At 45.2% G+C, this 20602-nt stretch carries 23 protein-coding genes and 1 pseudogene; 10 read left to right on the top strand and 14 right to left on the bottom strand.

Translation table 11 applies throughout. The features are described 5' to 3' along the window. Positions 1 to 132 precede the first annotated feature (132 nt). From NKU06_RS05495 to NKU06_RS05480, 4 genes are all read left to right on the top strand, one after another. A complete protein-coding gene (locus tag NKU06_RS05495; protein WP_254729321.1) occupies positions 133 to 615 on the top strand; it encodes a helix-turn-helix domain-containing protein in 483 nt (160 codons plus the stop codon). A 147-nt stretch (positions 616 to 762) separates the two neighbouring features. Further along, complete coding sequence (locus NKU06_RS05490; RefSeq protein WP_254729319.1) at positions 763 to 1191, top strand: DoxX family protein; 429 nt, start codon at positions 763 to 765, stop codon at positions 1189 to 1191. 235 nt (positions 1192 to 1426) lie between these two features. After that, complete coding sequence (gene rho / locus NKU06_RS05485) at positions 1427 to 2698, top strand: transcription termination factor Rho (RefSeq protein WP_253224400.1); 1272 nt, start codon at positions 1427 to 1429, stop codon at positions 2696 to 2698. A gap of 451 nt (positions 2699 to 3149) precedes the next feature. Continuing rightward, positions 3150 to 3563 (top strand): hypothetical protein, encoded by a 414-nt coding sequence (locus tag NKU06_RS05480; RefSeq protein ID WP_254729317.1) that lies wholly within the window; start codon positions 3150 to 3152, stop codon positions 3561 to 3563. 164 nt (positions 3564 to 3727) lie between these two features. On the opposite strand, the gene NKU06_RS05475 is transcribed toward NKU06_RS05480, so the two are convergent. The 9 genes from NKU06_RS05475 to NKU06_RS05435 form a co-directional block, all read right to left on the bottom strand. Continuing rightward, on the bottom strand, positions 3728 to 5254 hold the full coding sequence (locus NKU06_RS05475; protein WP_254729315.1) for a fumarate hydratase: 1527 nt from the start codon (positions 5252 to 5254) through the stop codon (positions 3728 to 3730). Positions 5255 to 5445: 191 nt separating this feature from the next. Then, positions 5446 to 6531, bottom strand: a complete 1086-nt coding sequence (gene hisC / locus NKU06_RS05470) for a histidinol-phosphate transaminase (RefSeq protein WP_254729313.1) — start codon at positions 6529 to 6531, stop codon at positions 5446 to 5448. An 84-nt stretch (positions 6532 to 6615) separates the two neighbouring features. Next, positions 6616 to 7911 (bottom strand): histidinol dehydrogenase, encoded by a 1296-nt coding sequence (gene hisD / locus NKU06_RS05465; protein WP_254729311.1) that lies wholly within the window; start codon positions 7909 to 7911, stop codon positions 6616 to 6618. Positions 7912 to 7941: 30 nt separating this feature from the next. Continuing rightward, complete coding sequence (gene hisG / locus NKU06_RS05460) at positions 7942 to 8601, bottom strand: ATP phosphoribosyltransferase (protein ID WP_253224405.1); 660 nt, start codon at positions 8599 to 8601, stop codon at positions 7942 to 7944. A 93-nt stretch (positions 8602 to 8694) separates the two neighbouring features. Next, entirely contained in the window at positions 8695 to 9957 is a 1263-nt protein-coding gene (murA, locus tag NKU06_RS05455; RefSeq protein WP_253224406.1) for a UDP-N-acetylglucosamine 1-carboxyvinyltransferase, read from the bottom strand. A gap of 23 nt (positions 9958 to 9980) precedes the next feature. Beyond that, on the bottom strand, positions 9981 to 10223 hold the full coding sequence (locus tag NKU06_RS05450; RefSeq protein WP_254729309.1) for a BolA family protein: 243 nt from the start codon (positions 10221 to 10223) through the stop codon (positions 9981 to 9983). Between the two features lie 126 nt (positions 10224 to 10349). Then, positions 10350 to 11111, bottom strand: coding sequence for a BON domain-containing protein (locus NKU06_RS05445; protein ID WP_254729307.1), 762 nt, complete (start codon positions 11109 to 11111; stop codon positions 10350 to 10352). Between the two features lie 94 nt (positions 11112 to 11205). Beyond that, complete coding sequence (locus tag NKU06_RS05440; RefSeq protein ID WP_253224409.1) at positions 11206 to 11601, bottom strand: YraN family protein; 396 nt, start codon at positions 11599 to 11601, stop codon at positions 11206 to 11208. Next, positions 11602 to 12054, bottom strand: coding sequence for an RDD family protein (locus NKU06_RS05435; RefSeq protein WP_253224410.1), 453 nt, complete (start codon positions 12052 to 12054; stop codon positions 11602 to 11604). It abuts the gene before it with no gap. 154 nt (positions 12055 to 12208) lie between these two features. On the opposite strand from NKU06_RS05435, the gene rlmH reads away from it, so the two are divergent. Further along, complete coding sequence (gene rlmH, locus NKU06_RS05430) at positions 12209 to 12691, top strand: 23S rRNA (pseudouridine(1915)-N(3))-methyltransferase RlmH (RefSeq protein ID WP_253224411.1); 483 nt, start codon at positions 12209 to 12211, stop codon at positions 12689 to 12691. Positions 12692 to 12750: 59 nt separating this feature from the next. Here the strand turns inward: rlmH and NKU06_RS05425 are convergent. Then, a pseudogene (locus tag NKU06_RS05425) lies at positions 12751 to 13405 on the bottom strand (IS1595 family transposase). A gap of 75 nt (positions 13406 to 13480) precedes the next feature. Between NKU06_RS05425 and NKU06_RS05420 the strand changes: the two are divergent. After that, a complete protein-coding gene (locus tag NKU06_RS05420) occupies positions 13481 to 14410 on the top strand; it encodes a hypothetical protein (protein WP_254729305.1) in 930 nt (309 codons plus the stop codon). Positions 14411 to 14484: 74 nt separating this feature from the next. Here the strand turns inward: NKU06_RS05420 and NKU06_RS05415 are convergent, their stop codons facing one another. Then, on the bottom strand, positions 14485 to 15375 hold the full coding sequence (locus NKU06_RS05415; protein WP_254729303.1) for a LysR family transcriptional regulator: 891 nt from the start codon (positions 15373 to 15375) through the stop codon (positions 14485 to 14487). 120 nt (positions 15376 to 15495) lie between these two features. Between NKU06_RS05415 and NKU06_RS05410 the strand changes: the two genes are divergently transcribed. After that, a complete protein-coding gene (locus NKU06_RS05410; RefSeq protein WP_254729301.1) occupies positions 15496 to 16350 on the top strand; it encodes an MBL fold metallo-hydrolase in 855 nt (284 codons plus the stop codon). A gap of 35 nt (positions 16351 to 16385) precedes the next feature. Further along, complete coding sequence (locus tag NKU06_RS05405) at positions 16386 to 16928, top strand: DsbA family protein (protein WP_254729299.1); 543 nt, start codon at positions 16386 to 16388, stop codon at positions 16926 to 16928. A gap of 127 nt (positions 16929 to 17055) precedes the next feature. On the opposite strand, the gene NKU06_RS05400 is transcribed toward NKU06_RS05405, so the two are convergent. Continuing rightward, entirely contained in the window at positions 17056 to 18006 is a 951-nt protein-coding gene (locus tag NKU06_RS05400; protein WP_254729297.1) for a hypothetical protein, read from the bottom strand. Positions 18007 to 18173: 167 nt separating this feature from the next. On the opposite strand from NKU06_RS05400, the gene NKU06_RS05395 reads away from it, so the two are divergent. Then, positions 18174 to 18689, top strand: a complete 516-nt coding sequence (locus tag NKU06_RS05395) for a TetR/AcrR family transcriptional regulator (RefSeq protein WP_254729295.1) — start codon at positions 18174 to 18176, stop codon at positions 18687 to 18689. A gap of 69 nt (positions 18690 to 18758) precedes the next feature. Here NKU06_RS05395 and NKU06_RS05390 read toward each other — a convergent pair whose 3' ends face one another. Next, the gene (locus NKU06_RS05390; protein WP_254729294.1) at positions 18759 to 19259 is read right to left on the bottom strand and encodes an isochorismatase family protein; all 501 of its coding nucleotides are present in this window, start codon (positions 19257 to 19259) and stop codon (positions 18759 to 18761) included. Between the two features lie 26 nt (positions 19260 to 19285). Beyond that, positions 19286 to 20134 (bottom strand): MBL fold metallo-hydrolase, encoded by an 849-nt coding sequence (locus NKU06_RS05385; protein ID WP_254729293.1) that lies wholly within the window; start codon positions 20132 to 20134, stop codon positions 19286 to 19288. Positions 20135 to 20235: 101 nt separating this feature from the next. On the opposite strand from NKU06_RS05385, the gene NKU06_RS05380 reads away from it, so the two are divergent. Further along, the gene (locus NKU06_RS05380; RefSeq protein WP_254729292.1) at positions 20236 to 20601 is read left to right on the top strand and encodes a hypothetical protein; all 366 of its coding nucleotides are present in this window, start codon (positions 20236 to 20238) and stop codon (positions 20599 to 20601) included. The last annotated feature ends 1 nt before the right edge of the window (position 20602 follow it).

The following is a 20602-nucleotide window of genomic DNA, read 5'->3' as shown; positions in this document are numbered from 1 at the left end:
TCATAAGATATTGATATATAAAGAGATTATTTAAGGTAAAATAAGGTTATTCGTCGAAAAATAGTCGCCCAAGATTGCCAAGGTTGGGGTCTCATCGCCAAACCCATCGATGGGCAGTCAGGCGCAGGATTTTTGTTTTTACAATTAATGAGCTCATTAATCCATGAGCTAAGTGATGATGCCGCACTCAGCACTCAGCAAATGACAGGGATCAAGCGGGGGTTGTTTGAGCTTTTGGCAGCAACACTGGCAACCGAGCAGCAGTCCACACCTACGCCATCATTGGAGCTGTACCATATTGAGCGTATCAAGCGGCACATTAATGCCAGACTGATGGATGCTGATCTCACCATCAAAACCATCGCCCAAGAGCTCAATATCTCAACCAGCTATCTGCATCGATTATTTCAAAGCCAAGAAATGTCCGCTTCACAGTACCTATGGCGTCAAAGACTCGAAGCCTGCCGCCAAGATCTAAGCAACACCCAACATCGGCTGAGCATTTCGCAGATTGCGTATAAGTGGGGATTTAATGATGCTGTGCACTTTAGGCCGCAGTTTCAAGACACAATTCGGCTGCTCGCCCAAGCAATACAAGCAGCAACTGGTGCTTAATCCACTGTGTTGTGAATTTGGGTAAGGGGGTAATGCTTGCAACCCACCATTGCATTTTTGAAATGTTATGTTGTAAAAATGCCCCTATATTTGGCGATGCGATTTTCTTACAATGGCAGCACTTTTCTCTCATTATAAGGAAATCTAATGCCAAGCCCTAATCAGCTCATTGACAAAATCCTAGCCCATCCCACCATCGGTAGCATTGTCGCCTTAGTTGCGCGCCTGCTGCTGTCGTATCTGTTCATCACATCAGGCTGGGCGAAAATCACCAACTACGCGGGTACTGCCGCGTATTTTCAGGCAGGTGGCGTGCCCACTACCCTATTGCCATTGGTCATCGTCGTCGAGTTCATCGGCGGTTTGATGATTTTATTTGGCATACAGACACGCTTTGTGGCGCTTGTCATTGGTACATTTGCCATCGCAGCGGCATTCATCATGCACAGCGCGCCCGAGCAGGCGATGGATTTTATGAAAAATTTCGCCATCGGCGGCGGCTTTTTTGCACTGATGCTGCACGGTGCGGGCAGCTTTAGTATCGACGGTATTTTGTCCAAATCATACGATCGTTAATTTTTCTATGGCAGATTTGACCATCAAATTTGCCATGCTCACTTCTGGTTGCTCATATTTTGGCTGATTGACCAAAAACAGTCGCTATATCACTTGACAATATCACGCTTTCGCCTTAATATGAGCAGGCTTGCAATCTGTGTCTCATGATTGCATTTTTCTTTTTTCTCTCACCTATTTTTCGGTGCATCATGCACTGATTGTCATTTTTTTGTCTATATATTGACTTAATTCTATGAACTTAACCGAACTTAAAAGAAAATCTGTCGGCGAACTGCTTGCCATCGCCGAAGCCATGGGTCTTGATAACATGGCAAGAAGCCGCAAACAAGACATCATCTTCGCTATTCTAAAAACCCACGCCAAAAACGGCGAAGCCATCTACGGTGATGGTGTGCTTGAGATTTTGCCCGATGGTTTTGGCTTTTTGCGCTCATCTGAAGGCTCGTACTTGGCAGGCCCTGACGATATCTATGTCAGCCCAAGCCAAATCCGCCGCTTCAATCTACAAACAGGCGACTCCATCGCAGGTCAAATCCGCCCGCCCAAAGACTCGGAGCGTTATTTTGCACTATTAAAGGTGAGCGAAATCAACTTTGACACCCCTGATCGCAGCCGTCATAAGCTGATTTTTGAAAACCTAACCCCGCTTTTCCCAACCGAGCAACTGGTACTAGAGACAGGCAACGGCACAACCGAAGACTTGACCGGTCGCATCATCGATCTGATCGCACCGATCGGTAAAGGTCAGCGCTCGATCATTGTCGCTCCGCCAAAAGCCGGTAAAACGGTGCTGCTACAGACCATCGCCCAATCCATCACCAAAAACCACCCAGAATGCTATCTGATCGTACTGCTGATCGACGAACGCCCAGAAGAAGTCACCGAAATGCAGCGCACCGTACGCGGTGAAGTCGTCGCATCAACTTTCGATGAGCCGCCACAGCGCCATATCCAAGTGGCTGAGATGGTCATCGAAAAAGCCAAACGCTTGGTTGAGCATAAGCAAGATGTGGTGATTTTGCTAGACAGTATCACGCGTTTGGCGCGCGCTTATAACACCGTCATCCCATCAAGTGGTAAGGTACTGACAGGCGGTGTTGATGCCAATGCGCTTGAGCGTCCTAAGCGCTTCTTCGGTGCAGCGCGTAATGTCGAAGAAGGCGGCAGTCTAACCATCATCTCAACTGCTCTGATTGACACAGGCTCGAAGATGGACAGCGTGATTTTTGAAGAATTTAAAGGCACAGGCAACCAAGAAATTACCCTTGAGCGTGATTTGGCGGAACGCCGCATCTTCCCTGCAATTAATATCAAAAAATCAAGCACGCGCCGCGAAGAGCGACTGCTTGATGAAGATACCCTGCGCCGTGTCTGGGTACTGCGCAAATTGATGCAGCCAATGGATGACTCGCAAGCGACCGAATTTTTGCTAGAACGACTCAAAGATTCTAAGACCAATGATGAATTTTTTGAGCAAATGGTCAAAAAAGCCCAAAATAGCTGACGCCACCATCCATCAGCGACAATCTACCCCAAGCTTGACAATGTCTGGCTTGGGTATTTTTTGTACAAAATTTGAGCAAATATTACAATTTTATGGCAAAATTGGCGATTTTTTGATATCGAAATATTGTAAGACTGTCAATCTTATGTTACCATAGTTTTAACACCGAACTGTCAGCGTATGTTTAGCATGATCATTGATAGGGTCATTTGCTTGTTTAGTCTGCAAACAGTGAAGTAGAAACATTTTGTTACAACTTCTATGATAGCTTGTAAAGAAAATTGTTTTTATTTATGCTAAATTGCATTATACTAATCTAATGCGCAACACACAGTGTATTACCTATGGATGAGTAATAAGGGCTATTCGGCAGCGCGGCTGTCCGAAGGTTTTTATGTCGTTCATGGGTGTTTTTCTGTCAAAACATCTTATCTCTTAATTGGAGTTTACCATGCAAACTAAACTAATCGCATCTGCACTAATCGCTGCTCTAGCCCTAACTGCTTGCTCAAAGCCAGCTGAAGAAAAAGCTCAAGAAGCTGCTGCTACCGCTACTGAAGCTGCTGCAACTGCAACTGAAGCTGCAGGCGAAGCTGCTGCTGCAACTGGTGAAGCTGCTGCTGACGCTGCAAACACTGCTGCTGACGCTGCACAAGCTGCTACTGAAGCTGCTGGCGACGCTGCTAAAGCTGCAGGCGAAGCTGCTGCTGACGCTGCTACCACTGCAGGCGCTGCTGCTGCTGACGCTGCAACTGCTGCTGCTGACCAAGCTCAAGCTGCTGCTGAAACTGCACAAGACGCTGCAACTGCTGCAACTGAAGAAGCTCCAAAAGCTGAAGAAGCTGCTAAAGAAGAAGCTAAATAATTTTAACGCAGTCTTAACTGCTTAAATTATTCTTCATAAAAGAGAATCCATTTCGGGTTCTCTTTTTTATTGTCTTAGTTTTACCGCTAAATTATCACCAAATAAATCACAATAAAAAAATCACCCAAACCGTGATGATTTGGGTGATTGTGTGGTGACAATACTTAAGCTTCAACCACTGGGATTTTACCGATTTTGGCTTGCCAAATCTTCGGTGCAGTCGCGTGTACTGAGCTACCGCTGCTATCGACAGCGACGGTCACAGGCATATCTTTGACTTCAAATTCATAGATCGCTTCCATACCAAGCTCAGGGAAAGCAACCACTTGTGCTTTTTTGATCGCTTTTGAGACCAGATAAGCTGAGCCACCCACCGCCATCAGATACACCGCTTTATTATCCGCGATGGCTTCACACGCCGCTTGACCACGCTCAGATTTACCGATCATGCCAAGCAGACCAGTTTGCTCCAGCATCTGACGGGTGAATTTATCCATACGCGTCGCTGTCGTCGGGCCAGCAGGACCAACCACTTCATCACGCACAGGATCGACAGGGCCGACATAGTAGATCAGTTTATTGGTGAAATCAACTGGCAGCTCTTCACCATTATTCAGCATATCAGTCATGCGCTTGTGCGCAGCGTCGCGGCCAGTATAGATTTTACCGCTTAGTAGCAGCACATCGCCTGTTTGCCATGTTGCCACTTCTTCTTTGGTTAGGGTATCGACATTGACACGCTTGCCATTTTCTGGATTATAGGTAATGTCTGGATACACATCCAGATTTGGCGGTGTCAGCTCCACAGGACCTGAGCCATCCAGTTCAAACTCGACATGGCGCGTCGCTGCGCAGTTTGGAATCATCGCCACAGGCTTAGATGCTGCGTGCGTTGGGTAGTCTAGGATCTTGACATCCAGTACTGTGGTCAAGCCGCCCAAGCCTTGTGCACCAATACCTAGCGCATTGACTTTCTCATACAGCTCAAGACGCAATGCTTCGGTAGTGCTCAGCTCAGCACCTGATGCTGCCTTATCTTTTAGCTCATAAATATCGATGTGGCTCATCAGTGATTCTTTGGCAAGTAGCGCCGCTTTTTCTGGCGTACCGCCAATACCGATGCCTAGGATACCTGGTGGACACCAGCCTGCGCCCATGGTCGGGACGGTTTTGAGCACCCAATCCACGATGCTGTCTGATGGATTTAGCATGGCAAGTTTTGATTTATTCTCAGAGCCGCCACCTTTTGCCGCACAAGTCACTTCCACTTTGTCGCCAGCGACGATTTCCATGTGGATGACCGCTGGGGTGTTGTCCTTGGTATTTTGGCGCTTGCCCGCAGGATCGGCCAGAACTGATGCACGCAAGGTATTGTCAGCATTTTTGTACGCGCGGCGCACGCCTTCATTGACCATGTCCGCGACGCTCATGCTTGCATCCCATTGTACATTCATGCCGACTTTCAAAAATACGGTCGCAATGCCTGTATCTTGGCAAATCGGGCGATGACCTTCGGCACACATACGGCTATTGACCAAAATCTGCGTCATCGCGTCTTTTGCCGCTGGGTTTTCTTCTTTTTCCAAGGCTTCAACCAAGGCTTCAATGTAATCAGTCGGATGATAGTAGCTGATGTACTGGAACGCGTCGGCGATACTTTGGATAAAATCATCTTGTTTAATAATCGTCATAATGACTTCCTTTTTGGCGAATTTGCAAACTGCAAACGGCTAATTTTACTTGGCACGCACTGCCAAGACCCTGTAAACTTAAGCTATTCTATCATTATTTGCATAAAAAATTCATGCTAATAACAAATTATTATGATTGAAAAAATTGCAAGGTTTATAAAATTTATTATAAATTTTCAATCAATTCACACTCACAACACCTGCTTGAGCACTTTGATCAAGCGCGCGTTTTGTGCAGCTGTACCGACACTGATGCGCAGATAATCTTTGATACGCGCTTGCTTAAAATGACGGACGATCACACCATCTTCGCGCAGTTTGGCAGCGATATCAGCAGCGTCCGTGCCTTGTTTGGTAGCAAAGACAAAGTTTGCCGCTGATGGCAGTACATCAAAGCCAAGTGCGGTCAAATCAGCCGTTAGCTGATTGCGAAGATGAATCACTTCGGTGCGACGACTTTCAAAATACTCGACATCCGCCACACTTGCCGCCGCGCCTGCTTGCGCCACGCGATCGAGCGGGTAACTGTTGAAGCTGTTTTTCATGGCGGTCAGTGCAGCGATCAGGCTTGGATTGGCAAATGCCATACCGACGCGCAGACCGGCTAGAGCGCGAGATTTTGAGAAAGTTTGTGTTACCACCAGATTATCAAACTCACGGATTAGACTGATCGCACTTGCCGCCTTGACATCATCGGCATAGTCGATATACGCTTCATCGATCACCACCACCGCATCAGGATGCTGAGTAAGCAAAGTGCGAATGTCGTCAAGCGGCAGCAGTCTGCCTGTCGGCGCGTTTGGATTGGCAAGAATCACACCATCGCACGGCTGGGCATAGTCAGCAACATGGATAGAAAAATCATCAGCAAGCGGCACAGTCTGCGCCGCCACCCCAAAAGTATCAGCATACACAGGATAAAAACTGTAGCTGATGTCAGGGGTCAATAGCGGCTTGTCTTTGGTAAAAAAGCAAGCAAACACCAGTGCAAGCACCTCATCTGAGCCATTGCCAACAAAAACTTCGCTACTATCTAGACCATAATACGCCGCCAACGCCTGACGCAAACCATCTGACTCAGGCTCAGGATACAAGCGCAGTGCTGCAGCATCATCAGCAAGCACTACCTGCATGGCAGCGACAGCTTTTGGACTTGGCGGAAATGGGTTTTCGTTGGTGTTTAATTTGCACAGATTGTCATGCTTGGGCTGCTCACCGGGTACATACGGCGTCAGACTTTTTGCCTTGGCGCTCCATAGGCGATTGTCGATGGTCATTGGATTTTCCTTAAAAAATTCTTTAAATCAAGCTGTATGAAGTTTGTGGCAAAGTTCAATTTCTCCCCTTGCCACAAACCCAAATCACTGATGACGATAACGCGCCGATAAGGCGTGCGCTTCCAAATTTTCTTCGATCGCCAAAATATCCGCCGTCTTTGCAAGCGGTACTGCACCATCTTGGGTGCAATAAATCAATGATGATTTCTTTTGAAAATCATACACCCCAAGCGGTGATGAGAATCGCGCCGTGCCTGATGTCGGCAAGACATGGTTGCTGCCTGCGCAATAATCGCCGATGGCTTCAGGGGTGTGGCGACCCATAAAAATCGCCCCTGCATGACGAATATCGCCAATCACCGACTCAGGATCATCCAATGACAGCTCCAAATGTTCAGGCGCAACTTGATTGATCACCGCCATGCCTTCGGCGCGATCTTTGACCAAAATCAACGCCCCGCGCGCTGCCAGTGCGGCTTTGGCAATGTCTGCCTTTGGTAAGCGAGCCAATGCCGACTCAATCGCCGCTTCCACTGCCAGTAGCTGCTCGCTGCTTGTCGTCACAAAAATCGCCTGTGCCACCGTATCATGCTCAGCTTGTGACAATAAATCCATCGCCAACCACTCAGCATTATCCGCAGCTTCACCTTCGGCATAGACCAGCACTTCAGATGGCCCTGCGATCATATCAATACCCACTTGCCCAAAGACCGCGCGCTTTGCCGCTGCGACAAATTTATTACCAGGGCCTGTGATTTTATCCACTTTCGCGATCGATGCCGTGCCATAAGCCAATGCCGCCACCGCCTGCGCGCCACCGATGGTAATCACCGTATTGACGCCCGCCAAGTGTGCCGCCGCCAATACCAAAGGATTGAGCTGTCCATCGGGTGCTGGCACGACCATGGTGATGTTCGCCACGCCTGCGACCTTGGCAGGAATGGCATTCATCAGCACCGATGATGGATAACTTGCCAAGCCACCAGGGACATAGATGCCGACGCTGTCAAGCGGGGTGATTTTTTGCCCAAGCATATTGCCAAGGCTGTCGGTAAAGCGAAAGCCGTCCTGCACTTGATACTCATGAAAAGCAAAAATCCGCTCAGCAGATAATTTCAATGCCGCGCGCACTTCATCGCTTAAGTCATCAAATGCTGCCTTTAGCACGGCTTGGCTGATGAATAATTCACTCATCGATGTCGCAGGATGGCGGTCAAATTTTTGGGTAAGCTCAAGCACCGCATCATCACCACGGCGGCGCACATCGGCGATGATGTTATCGACGGTCGCAACCAAATTGGCATCAGTCACCGTTTCAAAAGCCAATAATTCTGCCAATTGTGCGTCAAAATCTGCTTGTGCGGAATCTAATTTTTTCATTCAATTATCCTTATTCTTATTCAACGATACTTAGCGATTGGCTTTGACCGCATCTTCTAAAATCTGCAAAATCGGTTCAAGCTTGGCAAGTTTGCGCTTATGGCTGACAGGATTGGCAATCAGGCGTGATGACACTTGGCAAATAGTCTCAAGCGGCTCAAGTCCATTGGCGCGCAAGGTGTTACCCGTATCGACGACATCGACGATTAGATCGCCCAAGCCCACCAATGGCGCAAGTTCCATCGAGCCATACAGCTTGATGATATCCACCTGCTCGCCTAGGCTTGCAAAATACTGGCGCGCAACATTGACATATTTGGTGGCGATACGCAGGCGGCGATTGGGCAGACTCACTCCCTTGATGCCTGCAGTCATCAGGCGGCATTTGGCGATGTCAAGGTCAAGTAATTCATAGACTTGGGCATCATATTCCATCAAGACATCTTTACCCGCCACGCCAATATCGGCCGCTCCATGCTCAACATAAGTCGGCACATCAGATGCGCGCAAAATCAGCAAACGCACTGCAGGATCTGTGGTCTCAAAAATCAGCTTGCGTGATTTTTCCATATCTTCAAGCGGCGCAATGCCTGCTTTGGCAAATAGCGGTAAAGTTTCGTTCAAAATTCGCCCCTTAGATAGAGCGATGGTTAAGCCGTCAAATTGGCTTGTTTGCATTGGATCAGCCATGACAATTCTCTAAGGTTTTTCTAATTTTTTTGTCTAATTTTATCTATACAAATTAAGAAAAAACGCACCGCCTAGACAGTGGTGCGTTCTGGCTTAGCCTTTGATGCGTTCGATATTCACGCCCAAGGCACGCAGTTTGTTTTCAACATCATCATAACCGCGATCAATGTGATAAATGCGGTCAATGATACTCTCGCCTTCGGCACACGCTGCCGCCATTACCAGCGACATCGATGCGCGCAAGTCCGTCGCCATCACAGGCGCTGGGCTGAAGCTCTCCACCCCTTCAACGATGGCGGTATGACCATCGACGCGGATGTTTGCACCCATGCGCTGCAGCTCTGGCACATGCATGAAGCGGTTTTCAAAGATATTTTCGATGATGGTACTTGTACCTTCAGCTAGGCAGCACACCGCCATCAGCTGTGCTTGCATATCGGTTGGGAAGCCTGGATGCACTTGCGTACGGATATCCACCGCCTTTGGACGACCTTTCATCACCGCGCGAATCCAGTCATCGCCTGTGGTGATGGTCGCGCCCATCGCTTCAAACTTCTTCAAGACAGGATGTAAAAACTCAGCCGATGTATTGGTGGTCAGTACATCACCTTCGCTCATCAGCGCACCCGCCAAATACGAACCTGTCTCAATACGGTCTGCGATGACACTATACTCACAGCCGTGCAAGCTTTCGACACCTTCGATGACCATCGTCGTCGTGCCGATGCCGCTGATTTTTGCACCCATTGCCACAAGCATATTGGCAAGATCAACGACTTCAGGCTCGGTCGCGCAGTTCTCTAGGCGAGTCGTGCCACGCGCCAAAGTCGCCGCCATGATGACATTCTCAGTACCGCCAACTGTCACCATATCAAAGCTAAAATCACAGCCAATCAGACGACCACCTGCAGGGGCTTTGGCTTTAACATAGCCATTTTCGACCGTGATGGTCGCGCCCAACGCTTCAAAGGCTTTTAGATGCTGATCCACAGGACGCGAGCCAATCGAGCAGCCACCTGGTAGCGACACTTCGGCTTCACCAAAGCGCGCAAGCAATGGGCCAAGCACCAAAATTGATGCACGCATGGTGCGTACCAGCTCATACGGCGCATAATAATCTGTCACAGTGCGCGCATCTGCGGTGACTGTATTGCCTTCTTTGACGATTTTTACGCCTGTGCCTGCGATCAATTTCACCAAAGTGTCGGTGTCTTTGAGCGTCGGGACATTGTGCAAAACGGTTTCGTCATTTGGCAACAGCATGGCAGCAAGCAGCGGCAAGGCGGCATTTTTTGAGCCAGAAATGGCAACTTCACCTGCGATACGGCTTTTGCCTGTGATTTTAAATTTATCCATGAAATATCTCTTAAAATAACTTATTATGCTTTTTTGGCATCATATTCAGCAGGGGTCAGCGCGTGAATAGTCAAGGCGTGCATCGCGCCACTTTGGATATGCTCATTCACCAGTGCAAAAATCATCTGCTGACGCGCGACCAAACGCTTGCCTTCAAAGGCACCATCTACGATCAGTAGCTCAAATTTATTACCCTGATTCACCGCTTCGATGTGCGCATCGGCAAAATACGGGCGAAGTAGTGCGATTAGATCATCTGCATTCATAGTTTTCTCTTTTTTCAATATAAATCATGATAGCCAAAGCATATACCAAGCCATCTAAATCATGGCTATTATAGCAAATTTTCAACCATACAACGCGAAAAATTCACAATTTTGCATCAATTCTACTTATTGTGCAGGCTGAAAAACAGGTGCTGTGTTGATCGGCGCGGTCGTGCTGGCTTCTGGTGTATAAATCTCTTGTAGCGTATAAGCATCGCTGCTTGGAGCGGCAACAGGTGCAGCAGCTTCACCGCCATAGATTGTACCGCCTTGATCAGCAGCAGATGTATCATTTGGCAGGCTTGTCACTTGACCATCAGTGACCAAAGTCGTCAAAGTCACCGCCATCTCTATACCAGATGTGGCTTGTACCGCGTTTAAAATATCCACCTGCTGATCTGGGGTCATATAACCCATCACATAGGCGGTGCGGTCGCGGACGATGACTTTATATTGTGATGATTTGATGTTGCGATCAGTAAGTAGACGCGCGTTGATCTTGGTGCGCAGATAATTTTCTTGGACGGTGTGGCTTTGGCTGCGCGGCGTCTCGGTGACAGTCAGATAATTGTACACTTTTGCGACATCACGCATCGACTCGATGGTGCGGCCGACTTCGACCTTGATTTGCTCGCTTGGCACTTCACCTGTTAGTAGAACTTCACGGCGATAGCTGTCGATGGCGATGCGGACATTGTTGGCATCGATCCCTGGTACGGTGGCCAGATTACGGCGTGCAGTCAGCTCAATGCTGCTGTCACTGATACGCTCAGGGATAGTGCGACCCATAGCATCCGCGCCCACGCTTTGGTTTGCACCACCTGTAGCACAGGCGCTCATCACAGCAGCAGACAACACCATCATCGATACGGCTAATACTTTTTTCATAAGACACTTCCAGTACTTTTTTGTAAAATAAATCCAAACAAAGATCAAATCTATTGTTTAATCAATTGATAAAATCTGAGCATTAATAAGCAATCTAAAATGCCGACACAATCCATTCATGCGTGATCGCGCCATCTTGAGCGATATCAAACGCCATCACATCAAAGCGTATGGATAAATCAGCAAACTGCGGATAAGCTTGTAAAAAATGCTCCGCTGTCCGTCTAATTTTCTGTACCTTAGCATGATTGATGCTATCAATCGCCGTGCCGAACTCTGACCGCGTGCGACTGCGCACTTCGACAAAGACAAGCTCACGCACGCATCTGCCCCGCACCGTCTTATCAGCGATGGCAATGATGTCAATCTCACCGACTTTTGCCACCAGATAATTTTGGGCGATGATCTTAAGTCCTGCCGCTACCAGTATTTGTACCGCTTGCGTCTCAAAAGCATCACCCTGCCTGCGCTTGGCGGTCTTGGTGGTCATTTAGCGCACTCGCTTGACGACGACCGTCCCTGCGATTTTATCATGCCAGCCTTGTTTTTTCTTATCAAAACCCGCCCAGATATAGCCTAGGCAAAACACAATCGCCGACACAGTATAGCCAACCAAATACCGCAGCAATGCGCGCGGTACAGTGATGAACTGCCCTGTCTTAGCATCTCGGATTTGTAAACCGAACAGCATCTTACCAGGCGTTGCGCCTTTTTTCACCCAAAACCAAATAAACAGCGCAATCACCGCCACTGTCAGCACCAGATCCATCGGCGTATAAGCAGGTATTTCATCGATCGGCACATCCGCATACTGCATATAACTATAAAAATAGTACGGCAGCATCAACACCGAAATCAGCAGGCTGTCCACACAATAAGCGGCAAAACGCACCCAGAAGCCCGCGTATTCAAATTCACTGTCGTCCGTGCGTGGATCGTGCATGGCGCTCACCTTTATTTAATTTGTAAAATCATCAATTATAAAAGATCTTTTAGCATAGCAAAGTTTTACGCTTTTCGCCATAGATTGATGATTTTTTCGATGAATTTTTGCAAAAATTTGGGTAAACTATCGGCAAATAATTTGGAATAAAACCATGAAATTACGCATTTTAAGTGTCGGGCATAAGATGCCAAATTGGGTGCAGACAGGCTTTGAAGAATATTTTAAGCGCATTCAGCCGATGATGACGGTGGAATTGATCGAGCTACCCCCTGCCAAGCGCAGTAAAAATCCATCGCCTGCCGAGATTGATAAATATAAAGCTATAGAAGCTGTGACGATTTTGAACGCCAAACAGCCCAAAGAGCTGTTATGGCTACTGGAAGTCAAAGGCAAAATGCTCTCCACCGAAAAGCTTGCCGATAAGCTTGGGGTCGCCATGCAAGATGGTGTGGACATCGCGCTGGTCATCGGTGGTGCTGATGGTGTGGCAGCAGAAGTCTTGCAAGCGGCGGATTTTAAATGGTCGATGTCAGATCTTACCCTGCCACATCCCTTGGTGCGCGTGATTTTGATGGAGCAGCTGTACCGTGCGATGAGTATTATCAACAACCACCCATATCATCGGGGCGGTTGATTTTCTACTTTACATAAAAATTAACAATGATAAAATATTAGGGACTGTACTAGATTAGCCTAAATTCCACACCATTTTCTCAGCACTTTAAACTGATTAGATGGTGTACCATAATTAAATCTAAACTCGCATTCTTTGATGAATAAGTGAAAATTTTTCTTATCAACGCCATTGTGCTTTCTAAGTACTCGTTTGGCTTGACTCCAGAAATTCTCAATACCATTGATGTAATTGTGGTCTTTGGCAAATTCTTTAGAGTGATTAATTCTAAAGTGTTTAAAGTCAGAAACATCAAGAACATTGTAGCTTTTGTAGCTGTCCGTATAAACAATGCTATCAGGCTTGATTTTGCTTGAAATAATAGGCATTAGCGTATCTGTTTTGGTATCTTTTACAATAGCGGTATAAACTTTACCATTGCGTTTTAACAAGCCAAATACAGCAGTCTTACCACCTGCACCACGCCCACGCTTGCCTTTGCGCATTCCACCAAAATAGCTTTCGTCAAGTTCAATCTCGCCATCAAACAAGGTGTGAGCTTCAAGATTAAGATTGTATTCTATCACAAGCCTGATTTTATGGTGGAATAAAGCTGCTGAATTTGGGTGTATTTGTAGCAAATCAGCTGCCGAATGAGCAGTTACTTCAAGCACAAAAAAATTCAAGCAGTCTTTTTTGTACTTTTTTACTTAGTTTACAATGGGTTACCTTTATAAAACCAGTATAACATGAGAGTTATTCTAGTACAGCCCCTATTTTTTAAATCCATTTTTTATTTGAGCCGCCATCATGAAACTTCATACCATCACACTTTTGGCTACAAGTCTGGCTGCCACCACCCTAACCGCCTGCACCACACCACAAGTCATACCATCACAAACAGCCAATGCTACAGCCCAAACCAAAAGCTATGTTAGTGATGATTATCACAAACGCCACCAAGGCTATGACTGGGCCGCCGTTGAAACCACTCGGCAAGCCAACAACACACTCAAAGTACAAATCCGCTCTCGCATTGATAAGAAAAAACCAACCTGTACATTTGACGGTATCGCCTACCCTGTGAGTACTACTCTTTACCAAATCAGACAAGGCGATATGACACTTAATCTGACATTAACTGCCAACAGTATTGACATAAAACCTGCCCAAGACAGCGACCGTCATAAAGCGATGATGTATTGTTCAGGCGGTGGCAGTTTGATCGGTACTTACAAACAAGTTGCAAAGCTTGACCGTACGGGGCTAGACACCACCAAATACGCCCAAACGCTGTCTTTACAAAATGTCCACTTTTTTATTGAGCATAAAGATGATGCTGTGAATGTGCGTACCAGTGGTTTGGCTCATGAATATAATGAAAATTTCACCATCAAAAATCAACGCATCACCCATGCCGACATTGCAGATATGAACCGCGATGGTTATCCAGAAGTGTTGATTTATCTACAACATATCAAACAACCTTTTTATGGTGATGTGTTGGCATTTTCAGCCAATGGCAATCAATCTTTAAGTCAAATGAGCTTTACCCCTGCCAAAGATCATCCTGAGTTACGCGCTTATTATCATGGTGGTGATGAGTTTAGTTTGGTGGAACATGATTTAGTTCAGCGTTTCCCTGAATATATCAATGGCAAAGCCACAGGACACACCAAACAAGTGGCATATAAAGTGCAAAATGGTGAAGCATCTCGTCAATTGGTGCTTGTTAAGTAAATCAAAATGCCGTTTGAATCTAACATCAAACGGCATTTTTTAAATTTTACGGCTTAGGCTGCCTGAAAATAAATTCACCAATCCCTATCTTCAAAATACCCCACCAAAAAATCCACCAACTTCCGCACCGCCAACGGCAATTTATGCCGAGACGGATACAGCAAATAAATCGTGAATTTGGGTAATTGCCAATCGGTTAGCACAGCAGTCAGTTGCCCAGTTTGCAGATAATCTTCCAGCAAATATTTCGGCAACATCGCCACGCCACTATGCGACAACACGCTGTTTAACAAAACCGTGGTTTCGTTGGTGGTTAATTGACTGGTTAATTCTAATACGACTTCTTGATTTTCTTGATAAAAATACCATTCTTTGCGGTTGATATTGGCATGGGTCAAATAGCGATGATGTCGCAAATCTTCGGGGTGCTGTGGCGTGCCAAACCGTGCCAAATACTCGGGCGTGGCGACAATCAACGAATGACAATCCGCCAATTTGCGTGCCACTAAATTTGGGTCGGGTTGATTGGTAATGCGTACCGCCAAATCAATGCGTTCAGCCACCAAATCCAGCAATTTATCGCTTAATTCTAAATGAATGTTTAAATTGGGGTGTTCACGCAAAAACACATTGACTGCTTTGGTCAAATGGGTTGTCCCAAACGAACCACTACTGCTCAAACGAATATTGCCCCGCAAATCGCCTTGTTGTGCTGATAATTCTTGTTCTAATTCAATGCTTAATGCCAACATTTTTTGGCAAACAATCACGGCTTGTTCGCCAGCGTCTGTTAATTGCACTTGCCGTGTGGTGCGTTGGAACAAACGGGCGTTGAGCCATTCTTCCATTAGGGTAATATGCCGTGTAATCATGGGCTTGGACATATCCAAACGGTCGGCGGTGGCGGTAAAACTGCCTGTTTCAGCAACCGATAAAAACACTTTGATGGCGGTTAATTTGTCCATGTATGCTCCTAATTATTTCAAATAAAGAAATAATGATATTCAAAAATCGGTATTTTTCGTAAATTTTATTTCATTATAATACGCATATTCAATGATTTTTTAACTTTTAAGGTGAATAGTATGAACTTGAAAACAGTCTTTTTAACATTAACATTAGGTCTTTCTGCTGCTGCACACGCTGAATTAAATGTGAAAGTGTATCAAGCAGATAGCAATAGTTTTAATGTTACTTCTACGTTGGTAACAGGAGAAAAAGAAGCCATTTTGATTGATACGGGGTTTACTCGTGCGGACGCGTTGCGTATTTCTGCCGATATTTTGGACAGCAAAAAGACGCTGACTACCATTTTAGTCAGTCAAGCCGACCCTGATTATTATTTTGGGGTAGAAACCATTAAAGAAATTTTCCCAAATGTTCAAGTGGTTACGACACCTGCGGTATTGGCAAAGATTGAAGCGAAATTACCCAATAAATTAGCCACTTGGTCGCCAAAAATGGGAGCAAATGCACCCCGTAAGCCGATTTTACCAACGGCATTAAACGGTACAACTTTGACGTTGGAAGGCGAAACCATTGAAATTCGTGGGACAAAAGGTCTGTTGGCACATCGCCCTTATGTGTGGATACCGTCTATTCAAACGATTACTGGCAATATTGGCGTATTTGGCAATATGCACGTTTGGACTACCGATACGCAAACTAAATCATACCGTCAGGCGTGGATTGCCCAATTAGATGAGATGAAAGCGTTAAATCCGCAAAAAGTGATTGCAGGGCATATGGCACAAGGCACAGCATTGGATAGCACCGCCATTGATTTTACAAAAACTTATTTGCAAACTTTTGAGCAAGCCTTAAAGGGCAAAGACAGTAGCACCGTGATTGCCACGATGGATAAGGCGTATCCCAATTTGCCTGCCAAATTCAATTTGGAATTAGGTGCAAAAGTGAATAAAGGCGAGATGAAGTGGTAAAAAACCTTTCAGGCCGTCTGAAAATTGGAAAAATCATGAAAATTTATTATTTATTTGACCCTTTATGCGGTTGGTGCTATGGGGCGAAACCTGCGTTAGAAACGGTTACGTCTCAATATCCTGTGGAGCTTATGCCAACGGGTTTGTTTTTTCGTAGCGGTCGCGTGATGGACGCCGATTTTGCCCAATACGCATGGGGCAACGACCAACGCATTCAACGCTTAACAGGGCAAGCATTCAGCACCGCTTATCGTGAAAATGTGTTGCAAGGCGGTGGGCAATTTGATTCCCAAAACAGCTTATTGGCTTTGACTGCCGTCCGTGAAATGGCACCTGAACAAGAAATTGCCATATTGAGTGCCTTGCAAACAGCGCGTTATGTTGATGGGCGTGATAATGCCGATTTGAACGTGATTACCGATGTGTTGCAATCGCAAGGTTTGGGCGATGCCGTGCCAAAATTACACGACCCAGCAACCGAACAAACATTGTTGGCGAGAATCAACTTCGGGCAACAACTGGCACAGCGTCTGGGCGTGTCGGGCGTACCGCAGTTGGTGCTGGAACGTGATGGGTGATTTGAAGTAGCACCGAGTCATTTATTGTTTGGCGATGGCGGTGGGTTGCTGAATGCTTTGGGTAAGGGTGTTGGTTAAAATAAAAAATGCCGTTTGAATCAACATTCAAACGGTATTTTTTTAAATTTTACGGCTTAATTTGCACATCTTGCCAAAGCCCATTTTGCTGAATTTCAGGATTGACACCAACAAACGCTTTGCCTGCATTCGCATCATTCAACAGGGTATAAAGAAACCAAGCCGTCATATAGCCATCGCCAATATAAAGCATTTGACCGTGGTCAGCATCTTTACGGCGAGCCATTACATTTAGTTTTTGGCTGTTGATTTGCTTGGCATTTTCTTGCATAGACGAAAGCGGTGTAATGCCTGATTTTTTGTCATCGCCATTACCTGCATCTACGCCCCCCATACCTGCGGTAGCAAAATACGGTACGGAAATTTTGTTGACGTGGTAATCCCATTTCAACTGTTGTGCCAAAGGTAATTTTGTCGTGCTGGCAGTATGCACGGATTTAAATTGACGGCTATTGGCAAACTCGGTTGCGCCATTGATTGCACCGACACCGCCTTGAGAATGCCCTGTAATGCCTGCATTATGGGTATCCAATTTTTTGTAAAAAATACTGTTTTTATCCGCATTAAGCTCATCTAATTTTGCCAATGATTGCGATGATGATAAACCGCTCCAACTGGTGCCGTCATCATTGCCAATGACCACAAAGCCCCAACTTGCCAAACGTGCCAATACTGGTTCATATTTTTGATACGCAAACCCTGAACCATTTGCCGAAACAATCACAGGAAATGGCTTGGTACTTTGAGCAATATCCGCTGGATACCAAACTTTATAAGTTTTAAAACGAGCGTCATCACTTGGGAAAACTTGGCTTTGTACCGCATATTTGCCCATGCCTGTATATTGGCGTTCAATTGGGTAATTGGTTTGTGTTTGGGTGTAATAATTGGGCTGAATGGCAAATGCTTGCTCTATTTTTTTGACAATGCTTGTACAGCCCACTGCCAACAAACTGGCACCCAATACCGCACAAAGCGTCCATTTTTCAATTGCTTGCATGATGATTTTCCTGTGAATATGAAAGATTTGTCTATTGTAATGACATTGATTATTCCATGCAATTCAATGATAAAAAACTGCAACAAAAAGCAGATTTTGTTGCAGTTTTTAAAATGGACTTGATTTTGCTAAAATATGCTTAGAATTGCACAATTATTTGTTTTAAAATGAAAAATACGCTGAATACTCATATTAAAGATTATATCGCCCAATCATTGATTTTGTTGTTAAAACAAAAGCCTTTTGATGACATTAAAATCAATGAAATTTGTCAAAAAGCAGGCGTTAATCGTTCATCTTTTTATCGCAATTTTGCCAATAAAGAACAGGCGATTGTGTTTTATTTACAGCTCAATATGATACCTGCGTATTTGGCTCGTCCGCTGAATAATACAAGGGCTGTTTTTATCGCCATGTTTGAAAGCATTAACGAAATGGGCGAAGTGGTGGATTTGTTGTATGCCAATGATTTATCGCACATATTTTTGCAATACATCAAAGAGTGTTGTGGGGTCAAACCGCATTTTGATGACGATGAAGCCTATCGCACAAGCTTGATTATGGGGTTGGTATTTGGTTCGCTTGATGAATGGATTGTGCGTGGACGCAAGCAGCCGCCTAATGAAATGGCAAATAAAATTGGCGAACATTTACAAAGAATTGGTGCAAATTGGGATAAATGAGTTTTTCATCACTCCATCTAAGTTATGATAAGCACCGCTTACATTTTTTGTAAACGGTGTTTTATCAACTCAAACGACTTCAATCCAATCTCTATCCGACAACGCCCCAAGTGCGATTTGATGAATCAGCTCAGTCGGTGCGGTACAAAGACTTGATAATACACGGATTTTATAATCTTTGGCAAAAGGTGAAAGTGCGGTATGGGTAACGCAGTTTTGGGTCATCATGCCACAAATATCTACTTGCTCAATGCCATTTTCTTGCAAGATTTCAACAAGATTGGTATTTAAAAAACTATCAGCGTGAACTTTTTGCACAAGTGGCTTATCCGCCAAAATGCCTGCGACCGATGAATGCAACTCTGCACCAATCGAGCCTTCGGCAAACAGCGGATAATCTTTTGCCATGATATGCTGAACGCCAATAATGAGCGTGCCGTTTTGCTCGGCAGCCTTGGCATAATCGGCGATGTCTTTGGCAATATTATCTACATTAAACTGGTCAAATTGACCACCTGCGGACGCAAAATATTCGTTTTGAACATCAATGATTAACAGAGCTGTTTTCATAAGATTTCTCCGATTATTGAATAAAATTATTTAAAATCAATAACTTCACTATCATTAGGCACAATCACTTTATCCGTTAATTTTTCACCAATGACAAATTTACGCATATCATCACGACTTGTTGCGGTGTGATTGACCGTATCCATATGTACGGTGATAATCTTGGCATTCGGGACGATTTGTGTGGCTTTTAGCACATCTTCCACACCCATAATAATACTGTCTGATAATCCATTCACACGGGCAAAACCGGTATTCATCACCAAAAAATCAGGCTGATATTTGTGCAAAGCTTTATTGACATCAGCCGTCCAAACGGTGTCACCTACGATATAAGCGGTCTTATGTCCATCTTGTTTGATGACCACGCCCATTGCTTCGCCCAAAAGCGTGGCAAGCTGTGGATTGGCGTACATTTGCTCTGTACCGTGCGAACCACCTGTTTTATGGAGTTCTACGCCATTAAAGGTTAATTTTTCATGCAACACTTGTACATTTTTAAAGCCTTGATTTTTGATTAATTTGGCATCGCTCTCATTTTGTACAAAAATCGGCAAATGTTTGGGTATGGCTTTTTGGGCAACTTCATCCCAATGGTCTTCGTGAGTGTGGGTTACAATGACCGCATCCACACCTTTTAAAATCTCATTTGTGGACATCGGCAAATCAATCAAAGGCATACGCAAATGACTGTTGAAGGTTCCTTCAAAACCTGCCATAGATTCTTTTTTGGCAAAAAATGGATCCACCAAAAAGGTTTGTCCTGCGTATTCAATTTTGGCAGTAGCGTTACGAATATGTTGATAGCTATCAAAAGCAAAAGCGGAGACGCTCATTGTCAAAGCAAGAGCGGATAAAGCAAGTTTTTTTAGCATTTTAAAGTTTCCAATAGGGTTAAAATTTATGAGCATTTTAACCCTATTTTGGTTATGCTAAAATAGGCAATATTGCCAATCAACGCAAGGATTTTGCCAAAATGACTTTCACCCATCAACCACCAAAACTTATCCTTTACGCCCAAAACGGCTGTAACGATTTTGTTTTTAATATTCCCTTTTCGCTGTTTCAAGCCACTTATCAAGGGCAAAAACTGTTTGATTTTGGGGTATGTAGCGACAATGGCAAGGCGATTGTCAGCGAATTTGGTGCAAAAATTGCGGTCAATGGCGATTTGTCACTGCTCAACACGGCGGACATCATAGTCATTAGTGGCTTTGTGGGCGATGTACCCAGTGCCAAATTATGCCAAAAATTGCAAACCGCCCACGCACAAGGCAAAAAAAATCATTGGGCTGTGTTATGGCACTTTTGTGCTGGCTTTTGCGGATATATTGCAGGATAAA

This window comes from Moraxella sp. FZLJ2109, from assembly GCF_024296965.1.
In the GTDB taxonomy this organism is placed as follows: Bacteria; Pseudomonadota; Gammaproteobacteria; order Pseudomonadales; family Moraxellaceae; genus Moraxella.
Note: the sequence above shows the minus strand (reverse complement) of the source record. Positions and strands in the feature narration are given on the sequence as shown.